Genomic DNA, 10180 nt, shown 5'->3' on the forward strand with positions numbered 1-10180 from the left:
TGGCCGGACAGGCGCAGCAGACCGACGAGGCCGTGGTATCGGCGCGTCGTTCGGCGCAGCTGGCGCAGTTGCTGTACGACGCAGGCCGTACCAGCTACCTCGACCTGCTCGAAGCGCAACGCAACCTGACCACCGTCGAGCGCAGCGCCGTGCAGTTGCGCGGCAGCCGCGCCGTCACCACGGTGGCGCTGATCCGCTCGCTGGGCGGCGGCTGGGATGCGACGGCGCAGCCCGCAGTTTCGCGACTGGCAACGCAGCAAGCGGCGCCGCTGGCCAGCCGCTAAGGCGCTGGTGCGATACCGACATGGCGCGCCACATCGGCGCCCATGTCCGGTTCGGCACGCGGAAAGGCATCGCCATGTTCGCGGCGATGCCTCCCGCGTTTTTTGGGTAAGATAACGCCATTCCTTTATATCGGCACTCTCATGTCTGTTAACAACGTTCAATTTGCAGTCGCGTCGCATATCCTGACCGTGCTCGCCTACCGCAACGGCGGACACGCAACGTCCAAGGAATTGGCCGAAAGCGTGAATGCGAACCACACCTTTGTCCGCAAGACGATCACCCGGCTGGCCAAGGCCGGCCTGCTGGTCGCCACGCGCGGCGTCAACGGCGCGTGCCGGCTGGCGCGGGCGCCGGAACAAATCAGCTTGCTGGAAATCTATCGGGCCAGCGAGGCCTCGCCCGTCTTTAGCGTCCACACCTATCCGCCTGAAGCGAGTTGTGCCGTCAGCGTCAACATCAAGGACGGCATGGACGGCGTGCTCAGGCAGGCTCAGCTGGGCGTCGAGGAAAAGCTCGCGCCCATGACCTTGCGCGACCTGCTGACCCAGGTGCGGCAGGCCGAAGCAGCAGCGCAGTAAAGCGGGCGGAATGTCCGGCGGTCCCGGCATTCCATACGCGACAAGAGTGTCTTGCTTTGCATGGCCATTCCGCAATCTGGCTTGAACAACTACAGTGAGTACATCCCCGGCCGGTTCTGTCGACGGCACGGAAAGTTCCAGGATGATTACCCACCGACGTTTTCAAACTTGAAGGAGTATGTCATGAGCAACGCAACCCCACTCGGCACAGCGGTCGTCACCGGCGCCACCGGCGGCATGGGCGCCGCCTACGCCCTCGGCCTGGCCCAGCGCGGCTACGATCTGCTGCTGGTCGCCCGCAATGCCCCGGCGCTGCAAGCGCTGGCGCAGGACATCGGCGGCGCCACCGGCCGCAAGGTCGAGGTCGCGGTCCATGATCTGGCCGATGCAGGCGAACAGGACCGGCTGGCCGACCGCCTCGCCGCCGACGCCGACCTTGCCCTGCTGGCCAATATCGCCGGCATGGCCAAGTTCAGCCCGTTCACGACGATAGAACCGTCGAAAGTCGACCACACCATCGCCGTCAACATCGGCGCGTTCACCAAGCTGAGCCGCGCTGTGGCGCCGGGCTTCGCCGAACGCGGCCGGGGCGCCATCGTCAACTTCGCCTCCATCCTGGCGTTCCGCACCTGGCCCGAATTCAACGTCTACAGCGCCACCAAGGCTTATGTGCTGGCCTTGTCGCAAGCCATGCAAGCGGAATTGCAGGACCGGGGTGTGCTGGTGCAAGTGGTGTTCCCGCCGGCCACCGCCACGCCGTTCTGGCAGGAGGCCGGCTTCTCCTACGACAACCTGCCGCCCAAAGCCGTGATGCGCGCCGAGGATCTGGTCGCCGCCGCGCTCGTTGGCCTGGACCGGCGCGAAGCCATCGTCATGCCCTCGCTGTCCGATGCCTTGCTGTGGGACGCGTATCAGGAGGCGCGCATGAACTTGCTCAAGGGCATGATGAGCGGCACCGTGGCCCAGCGTTACGCCGGCGCCTGAGCGGGCCGGTGGCGAGCGGACTTCAGTCTCGCTTAAGCATAGATTGCGCAAAGAATCTAAAAATAGATTATACTTAAACTCTAAATGAGCGTCGGCACAGGCCCACGCCGTGGCTGAGAAAGTGTGATCGCAATGAAGAAGTCTAAGGTGGAAACGGCTGAAACCCGTCGGCGCATAATTTCGACGGCGTCGAAATTGTTCATGGAGCGCGGCCTCGGTGAAACCGGCATCGCCGAGGTGATGGTGGCGGCCGGCTTGACACAGGGCGGTTTCTATCGCCACTTCGAGTCCAAGGAGCAACTGATCGCCGAGGCCAACCGGGAAGCGAACGAGGAGCTGTTCCGGTTTTACGACGAGGCCGTCGCCGGCAAAGGTCCGCTGGAATCGATGGAAACCATCGTCAGCCTGTATCTCTATCAGTCGCGCGAGGACGGCACCGGCAAGCTCTGTCCGCTGGCCAATCTGGGCAGCGAGCTGTACCACTCCAACGACCACATCAGGACGGTCGCGATGGAAGGCTATCAGCGCTTCACGGCATCGTTCGCGCGCATGATGGGCCAGATGGGCATCGCCGACAACGTCAGCGTGTCGGACGCCATCGTCTCCACCATCGTCGGCGCGGTGACGCTGTCGCGGCTGTCGGTCGATGAAGTGATTTCAAAAAACATTTTAGACAACGCGCAAACCACGGTACGCACGCTGTTGCAAGCGACGCGCATGCCGCTGCCCGCCTGATTTCAATCGCAATACGCGCCATGCCACTGGTGGTGGCGCCGGCGCCGGTGGTCAAGCCGGCCTGACGCGGCGCGGGCGGCCGCAAGAAAACCTTGACCGACTCAACTATTGTCCATTTGCATTATTAGAATGCTTATAATGTTTACAATGCGACAGGGCGCACCGCCCTTTAAGGAGTTGACATGTTTGGTCCTATTTCTTTCGGCCCCGGTTCGAAACCGGTGGTCTACGTGGTATCTGGCCTGCTCTTGTTTTTGCTGCTGTCCTGGCTATGGCCTTTTTATACCGTGCCGACCGGTTTCCGGGGCGTGGTGACGACCTTCGGGAAAATCACCGGCATCGAAGACGAGGGCCTGGCCCTGCTGCCGCCGTGGCAAAAACTCACCGTGTTCAATATCCGCGCCGAACAGGCCGATATCGAAGGCGCCGAAGGCAGCACCTCCGACACCCAGCCGGTCAAGGTCAGCATGACGGTGCGCTATTCGATCAGCCCGGAACGCGTGCCCGAAGTGTTCGAGAAGTACAGCCACGACGGCAATATGCTGTCGTATGTGCAAACGGCGACGCAAGAAGTGTTCAAGGCCGTGACCGCACGGTACAGCGCGCCGGACCTGATCGCCCGCCGCGCCACCGTGTCGCAGGATATTTCCGCGTCCCTGCGCGTGAAGCTGGCGCTGTATGGCGCCCAGGTCATCAGCATCGACATGCGCGGCTTTTCGTTCTCGCCATCCTACATGAGCGCGATCAACGAAAAAGTCACGCAGGAACAATTGCGCCTGGGCGCGGAAAACAAGCTCAAGACCGTCGAGGCGGAGCAAAAGCAAAAGGTCGCCGTGGCGGAAGCGGAGGCTTCGGCGCTGAAGGCGACGGCGGACGGCAAGGCTTACGCCGCATTGAAGATTGCCACCGCCGAGGCCGACAGCCTGAAGGTGCAGGCCCAGGCGCTGGCGCAGAGCAAGGACGTGCTCGAATTGCGCCGCATCGAGGTCGAGCAGACCAAGGCCAGCAAGTGGAACGGCGTGTTGCCGACCTCGATATACGGCTCGGCCCCGATCCCGTTTTTGAACTCGGGAAAATAATTCCAACGACGGCGCTAGAGCTGGCTCATGCCGCCGTCGATAATCAGCTCGGTGCCGACGATGAAGGCCGCTTCCGGGCTGGACAGATACAACACGGCGCTGGCGATTTCATCGGCCGTACCGAAGCGCTTGAGCGGAATCTGGGCCTGGATGCCGGCCGCCACTTCGTTCAGCAGCGCTTCGGCCATGCCCAGTTTGCCGTAGATGGGCGTAGCGACCGGGCCGGGGCTGATGACGTTGACGCGCACGCCGCGCACGATCAGTTCGGCCGACAGGGTTTTGGCGAAGGAAATCAGGGCCGCCTTGCTGGCCGCGTAGACGCTGGAATTGGGCATGCCGATGTGGGCGTTGATGGAGCCGTTCAAGATCACGGCCGCGCCGCTGTTGAGCAAGGGCGCGATGGCCTGGATGGTGAAATAGGCGCCCTTGACGTTGGTGTTGAAGGTGTGGTCCCAAAAGGCGTCGTCGACATCGTCGAGCGGCGAGAATTTGGCGATGCCGGCGTTGATGAAGACGGCATCGAGCGTGATGTCCCGGGTCCGCAGCGCGGCGCCCAGCGCCCTGGCCGAGGAACTGTCGGCCGCGTCGCTGAGGAGGGTGATGGCGGTGCCGCCCAGCTGCTGTTTGGCCTCCTCCAGCCTGGCCGCGTCGCGCCCGGTGATGATGACCAGCGCGCCTTCCCGGGAAAATTGCTGGGCCGTGGCCAGGCCGATGCCACTATTGCCACCAGTAATCAAGACGGTTTTGTTGGTAAAACGGTTCATGAAAAACTCCTCAAGGTTGGATGGAAAACGCGATCGTGACTTCATCGTCGCAAGCTCTCTGGCTTTGCCCGGCCTGCTCGAATGCCGAGCAAAGCCGGTTGCCGGCGGGATCTTCGATGCTGGGGTGGATGCGCAAAAAATAGCGGCCCGGGGTCCATGGGGACGCGGGTGTGAAGCGCCAGTGCGATTCGCCCGAAAATAATTGTACGCGGCCGGGCAGGCGCGCGCCGTCCGCGGTGCCGACGGCGATCAATTGTTCCGAGCTGGCGCTCAGCGGCGCCGCCATCGCCACCGTCAGCGGCCGCAGGCCGCGCGCCGGCGGCACCTCGAGCTTCCAGTCGGCCGGGGCGATGGCTTGCCGTACGGCCGCCGTCACGCGCCATTGCTTGTACACCGGCTGGCCGAGGCCGGGATCGGTGATCGCCAGCCTGACCAGCTGGCCCTGCCGCAGCGCCGGGCCGAGCGCCAGATTGGGGCCGACGCCGGTCTTGATGCGCCCCGGATGCAGCAGCAGCGCGATGGTGCGGCCGTCCCGGTCGGGCAGCGCGAGGTCGAGGAAGGCATCATCGATCACATGGCCGGACTCGTCATACAACTTGACGAAGCGCGGGTCCAGCGGCGCCCGCGCCGGCGCGTCGAGGCGCAGTTCGATGCGCAGCAGGTTTTCGGGCACGGTGGGCCCCGACGGCGTCAGCTGCGCGGCGCCACAGGCGCCGGCGGCGCCGAACAGCAGGCCGGCCAGCGCGCGTTTCATGTCAGCGCGCCAGCTCGGGATAGCCTTCGATGGTGCGGCCATATTTGTGGAAGTCGCGGAATTTGTCGCCGGCCGGGTAGACGTAGTCGGGGAAATCGTATTCGTTGACGAAGTCGCTCAGGCGCAGATACACGCCCTTGGGTATGGACACCAGCTGCATGGCGCCGGAGGCGTCGTCGCGGCGCAGGGCCAGCAGCAGCATGGGGTTCAGGTTGTCGATGCGCATGACCGCCGCGATCGGCGTCATCACCGCTTTCACGCCGGAATAGGGGCCGGCCGGCCAGTCGATGGGCCGGTCCAGGCCGGGCTTGGCCGCGCCGCTGGCGAGTTCGTTCAGCGACAGCAGGTCCGCCGCGCGGCTGGAGTTGGCCAGCAAGGCGTAGTCGGTGTCGCCCAGCTTGTACGTCACCAGTCCGGCCGGCGCGCTGCCCCAGCCCATTTCGCCTATGGTCTTGGCGACGATGTGGGCGCCGTCCTTGATGGCGCTGAGCGGTATGGTCACCAGCGGCGTGCAGGTGTAGGCGGCCACCAGCGTCGGTTCGCCGCCGATCGTCATGATGGACATGGCGCGGATCGGCGCCCGGGTTTCGATTTCATTGTGCACCGGATGGTACATTTCCACCGTCGCGGTCTGGGCCGCGCCCTTGAAGGGATAGTCGTAGACCCGCAGCGTGGAGGCGAAGCTGCGGTTGGACAAGCCGGCGACATACAATTTTCCGGCGTAGAACTTCATGTCCGTCACCGTCAGGCTTTGCGCCGGCAGCGTGCGCCAGAACTTCAGGTCCTTGGATGGCGCGTCGGTGATGGCGGCCGCGTTGCGCAGGGCGTGGGTGTCGACGCGGCGCACCTTGCCGGTGTGGTCGATGGCGACGATGGCGGCCGAGCGCGGGCCGGCGCCGCTGCCTATCGTCAGGGCGACGTAGGCCGTTTCGCTGCCCGGCTGCACCGCCAGGTCTTCGAAGCGCAGCGCGGCGACCGGCTGCTTGAGGGCGGCGGCGATGGTCTGCTGGACGTCGGCCAGATTGTACGGCGCGCCGCTGCCGCCCTTGGCGTCGGGCACGTCGAGCGCATAGATCGTGGCCGCCTTCCAGTCGGCGATGAACAGGGTGCCGGCGTCGCCGAAGGTGATTTTGCTGGCCGACAGCAGCGGCGCGGCGGCGGCCGGGCCGGCGGCGCACAGCAGCGCCGCGCCGGCCGCGAATAGTGACGACAACGCTAGCTTGCTCATGGTGTATCTCCGATAAAAGGGTCGGTGGAGGTGCGGAAGGGCGGCGCGGCGCAGGCCGCTGCAACCCTGAACCACTCTAGCAGCGCGTGGGAAGCGCCGCTATCACCCAAGCGAGTGCCGGCGCCATGTTGCCGATTCACCCGTACAGGGGGGACGGATTCGGCGCACGCGCGCCTATCATCGGAGCCGGTGGCCGTCATTGCCCGCCGTTGCGACGACGGGGCGCGCGCCTGTTTTGAATTCTCCCCGCTAAAGGATGTGGATCATGTCTATTACACGAATGTACCCGCGCAGATCTGCGCTAGCCGCGCTGCTCGGCCTGTATCTGGGCTTGTGGCTGGCGCCCGGCGCGGCGGCCCAGGCCGTCGCCGCCGACACCATCATCACCAACGCCCGCGTCACCACGCTGGACGCCGCCAAGCCCAGCGCGGAAGCGGTCGCCATCAAGGACGGCAAGATCATCGCCGTCGGCGCGACCGCCGAGATGGCGCCGTACCGGCAGGCGGCCACGGTCGTCATCGACGCCGGGGGCCGGCGCTTGATCCCCGGCCTGAACGACTCGCACTCGCACTATCTGCGCGGCGGCACCTCGTTCTCCGCCGAGCTGCGCTGGGACGGCGTGCCGACGCTGCGCCAGGCCATCGACATGGTGCGGGTGCAGGCCAGGCGCACGCCGGACCCGGAATGGGTGCGGGTGGTGGGCGGCTTCACGCCGTGGCAGTTCGCCGAGCACCGCCTGCCGACGCCGGACGAACTGAGCGCGGCCGCGCCGTCGACGCCCGTGTTCGTGCAATATTTTTACAGCGTCATCGTGCTCAACAAGGCCGCCATCAAGGCCCTCAATCTGACGCGCGACACGCCCGAACCGGTCGGCGGCACCATCGAACGCGACGCCAACGGCGACCCCACCGGCGTGGTGCGCGCCACGCCGGACCCCGGCATTTTCTACAGCCTGCTGGCGAAGCTGCCCAAGCTCGAACCCAAGGCCGCGGCCAATTCCACCCAGCAGCTGTTCCAGCAACTGGCGCGCTTCGGCCTGACCAGCGTGATCGACGCCGGCGGCGGCGGCTTCACGTATCCCGACGATTACGCGACCTCGGTCCACCTGGTGCAGTCGGGCAAGCTGCCGCTGCGGGTATCGTTTTACCTGTTCGCCCAGCACCCGGGCAAGGAATTCGACGACTACCAGGCCTGGATCAAAAACAACAAGGCCGGCGACAACCTGGACCAGGGCCGCGAGCACGGCTTCGAGCTCGAGGGCGCCGGCGAATGGGTGTTGTGGAAGGCCGGCGATTTTGAAAATTTCCGCTCGCCGCGCCCGGTGCAGGACGCCGCCATGGAGTCCGAACTGGAAGCGATACTGACCCAGTTCGTCAAGGCGCGCTGGCCGTTCCGCATCCACGCCACCTATGACGAATCGATTTCGCGGATATTGACGGCGATCGAGGCGGTCAACGCCCGCACTCCGCTCAACGGCCTGCGCTGGGCCATCGACCACGCCGAAACGGTCAAGCCGGCCAATATGAGCCGCATCGCCGCGCTCGGCGGCGGCATCGCCATCCAGGACCGCATGTATTTCCTGGGCGACGATTTCGTCACCCGCTACGGCGCCGCCGCCGGCCAATATTCGCCGCCGGTGCGCCGCATGCTCAAGGCCGGCATCGCCGTCGGCATGGGCACGGATGCGACGCGCTCATCCTTCAATCCCTGGGTCGGCCTGTACTTCCTGACCACCGGCAAGGTGGCGTCCGGCCGCACCGTGCTGTCGAAAGACAATGTGTTGAGCCGCGAGGAAGCGCTGGCCGCGTATTCGGTGGGCAGCGCCTGGTTCTCGCAGGAGGAAACGGTCAAGGGCCGCATCCTGCCCGGCCAGTACGCCGACGTGGCCTTGTTGTCGGCCGATTACATGACCGTGAAGGCGGCGCAGATCCGGCAGATCGAATCGGTGCTGACTATGGTCGGCGGCAAGGTGGTGTATGCGGCGGGCGAGTACGCCAAGCTGGCGCCGCCGCCCTTGCCGGTGGAACCGGCCTGGTCGCCGCTGACGATGTTCGGCAGTTATTATCAGGAGCCGGCGCCGCGCAAATAGGGCAGGGCCGGCGCCCCGCGCTACAGGCTGAGGGCGACGAGGCCGTGGCCAAGGCCGTGGCCGTGGTCGTGGCCTTGGCCGGATGGTGCGGCGGCGGCCGGCAGCTTGAGCAGGCCGCGCCGTTCCGCCAGCGTCGCCACTTCGGTGCGGCTGGCCGCGCCCAGTTTTTGAAAGATGGATTTGGCGTGCGATTTGACGGTGTCGGGCGCGATGTTGAGTTTCCTGGCGATGCCCTTGTTGCCGTCGCCTTCGACCAGCAGGCGCAGCACGTCGGTTTCCCGTTCCGTCAGTATTTTCCGGTCGCAGCTGTCGATGATGTGTTGCTGCGCGCCCGCGTCCAGATAGCGCAGGCCGTGGCGCACCGCCCGCACCGCGTCGAACAGCTCGTCCAGGGCGCAGTCGAGCGCGAGGTAGCCGCGCGCGCCCTGGGCCAGCGCATAGCGTATTTCCGATTCGCTGTGGCGGTCGCTCAAGATCAGGATGCCGGCGCAGCGCCCGCCGGTCCGGGACGGCGCGTTTTTTTGCCGCGCCAGGCAGGCCAGCGCGGATTCGTAATCGGCGACGATCACCGCCGGCGCGCCCGGGGCCGCGTGGTCCGGCGGTGGCGCCGTGGCCGAGCCGCCGCCGACCAGCTGGAAATCGGCCTGGCCGCCCAGCGTCGCCGCCAAGCCGGCCGCGACCAGGCAGTCCCGATAGTCGATGTGGACCTTGATGCACTCTTGCGTCGTCATACCGTTCCCCCGGAGCCAGCTAGCATGAACGCAGTATGGCGCGCACGGCCGTCGCCGGCCATCGGTCGGAGGAAGACTTTTTGCCTGGCTGGAAAGGAGCAGGGCAGGCTACTGCTTTAGGATGATTAATATTGTAAAAAATACAGCGCGCCACGCTTTTTCCGCGGCTACAAACGGCTCACAGGTGGACCAGGCCGCGCCGGTTCGCCAGGCTGACCGCCTCGGTCCGGCTGGCGACATTGAGCTTGACGAAGATGCTGCGCAAGTGCGATTTGACGGTGGTTTCGCCGACGAACAGCAGTTCGCCGATGTCGCGGTTGCTGCGGCCGGCCGCGACCAGCGTTAGCACCTCCAGCTCGCGCTCGGTCAAGTCCTCGGCGCTCATGCCGACGGCCAGTTTCGCGATCAGCCCCGGCGCGATGCAGGTGGCGCCGCCATGGACCTGGCGGATGCAGTCGAAAATCTCGTCGCGCAGCGCGTCCTTGAGCAGATAGGCGCGGGCCCCGGCCTTGATGGCGCGCGCGATATCGTGGTCGGTATCGAAGGTCGTCAATAAAATAATCCGGGCGCCGTGGTCGAGGCGGCGGATGTGCTGGATCGCGGCGACGCCGTCGAGCAGCGGCATCCTCAAATCGAGCAGGGTCACGTCGGGCCGGTGCAGCGCCCATAAATCGACGGCGTCGCGGCCGTTCGCGGCGGCGCCGACGACGGACATGTCGGGCTGGCGGTCTATCATGGCGACCAGGCCTTCGCGCACGATGGCGTGGTCGTCGGCGAGCACGATGCGGATCATGCGCGCATCTTGGCGCGCGCGCGGCGATGCGTGTTGGCGCGCGTCTGATCAGGCCGCTGCTGGTGACGATCAGCCTGCTGCTCGCCGCGCGGCTCGCATATGAGCGCTGGCCTATCGCCCGCGCGTTCTGGTAGACAGTCGCGCCTAACAAGGGAGGAAC

General features: G+C 65.7%; 11 protein-coding genes. 6 read left to right on the forward strand and 5 right to left on the reverse strand.

Features of this window, described 5'->3' with window-relative positions; translation table 11 throughout:
- From Q0S71_RS01605 to Q0S71_RS01625, 5 genes are all read left to right on the forward strand, one after another.
- Positions 1-284, forward strand: a 284-nt coding sequence (locus Q0S71_RS01605; RefSeq protein ID WP_295990382.1) for a TolC family protein, incomplete at its 5' end; no start/stop codon positions are given.
- A 141-nt stretch (positions 285-425) separates the two neighbouring features.
- Positions 426-863 carry an Rrf2 family transcriptional regulator gene (locus Q0S71_RS01610; protein WP_295990384.1) on the forward strand — a complete coding sequence of 146 codons (438 nt, stop codon included), beginning with the start codon at positions 426-428 and terminating at the stop codon, positions 861-863.
- A 183-nt stretch (positions 864-1046) separates the two neighbouring features.
- On the forward strand, positions 1047-1847 hold the full coding sequence (locus Q0S71_RS01615; protein WP_295990387.1) for an SDR family oxidoreductase: 801 nt from the start codon (positions 1047-1049) through the stop codon (positions 1845-1847).
- A gap of 132 nt (positions 1848-1979) precedes the next feature.
- On the forward strand, positions 1980-2582 hold the full coding sequence (locus Q0S71_RS01620; protein ID WP_295990390.1) for a TetR/AcrR family transcriptional regulator: 603 nt from the start codon (positions 1980-1982) through the stop codon (positions 2580-2582).
- 182 nt (positions 2583-2764) lie between these two features.
- On the forward strand, positions 2765-3661 hold the full coding sequence (locus Q0S71_RS01625; protein WP_295990392.1) for a prohibitin family protein: 897 nt from the start codon (positions 2765-2767) through the stop codon (positions 3659-3661).
- A gap of 14 nt (positions 3662-3675) precedes the next feature.
- Here the strand turns inward: Q0S71_RS01625 and Q0S71_RS01630 are convergent, their stop codons facing one another.
- The 3 genes from Q0S71_RS01630 to Q0S71_RS01640 are packed head-to-tail and all read right to left on the reverse strand — an operon-like array spanning position 3676 to position 6407.
- The gene (locus Q0S71_RS01630; RefSeq protein WP_295990396.1) at positions 3676-4425 is read right to left on the reverse strand and encodes an SDR family oxidoreductase; all 750 of its coding nucleotides are present in this window, start codon (positions 4423-4425) and stop codon (positions 3676-3678) included.
- Between the two features lie 10 nt (positions 4426-4435).
- A complete protein-coding gene (locus Q0S71_RS01635) occupies positions 4436-5179 on the reverse strand; it encodes a hypothetical protein (RefSeq protein WP_295990398.1) in 744 nt (247 codons plus the stop codon).
- Between the two features lies 1 nt (position 5180).
- The gene (locus Q0S71_RS01640; protein WP_295990400.1) at positions 5181-6407 is read right to left on the reverse strand and encodes a hypothetical protein; all 1227 of its coding nucleotides are present in this window, start codon (positions 6405-6407) and stop codon (positions 5181-5183) included.
- 265 nt (positions 6408-6672) lie between these two features.
- Between Q0S71_RS01640 and Q0S71_RS01645 the strand changes: the two genes are divergently transcribed.
- Entirely contained in the window at positions 6673-8496 is a 1824-nt protein-coding gene (locus Q0S71_RS01645) for an amidohydrolase (RefSeq protein WP_295990402.1), read from the forward strand.
- Between the two features lie 20 nt (positions 8497-8516).
- On the opposite strand, the gene Q0S71_RS01650 is transcribed toward Q0S71_RS01645, so the two are convergent.
- Positions 8517-9227, reverse strand: coding sequence for a response regulator transcription factor (locus Q0S71_RS01650; protein ID WP_295990404.1), 711 nt, complete (start codon positions 9225-9227; stop codon positions 8517-8519).
- Positions 9228-9405: 178 nt separating this feature from the next.
- On the reverse strand, positions 9406-10020 hold the full coding sequence (locus Q0S71_RS01655) for a response regulator transcription factor (protein ID WP_295990405.1): 615 nt from the start codon (positions 10018-10020) through the stop codon (positions 9406-9408).
- Positions 10021-10180: the final 160 nt, after the last annotated feature.

It is taken from the genome of Rugamonas sp., assembly GCF_025354735.1.
GTDB lineage: Bacteria > Pseudomonadota > Gammaproteobacteria > Burkholderiales > Burkholderiaceae_D > Rugamonas.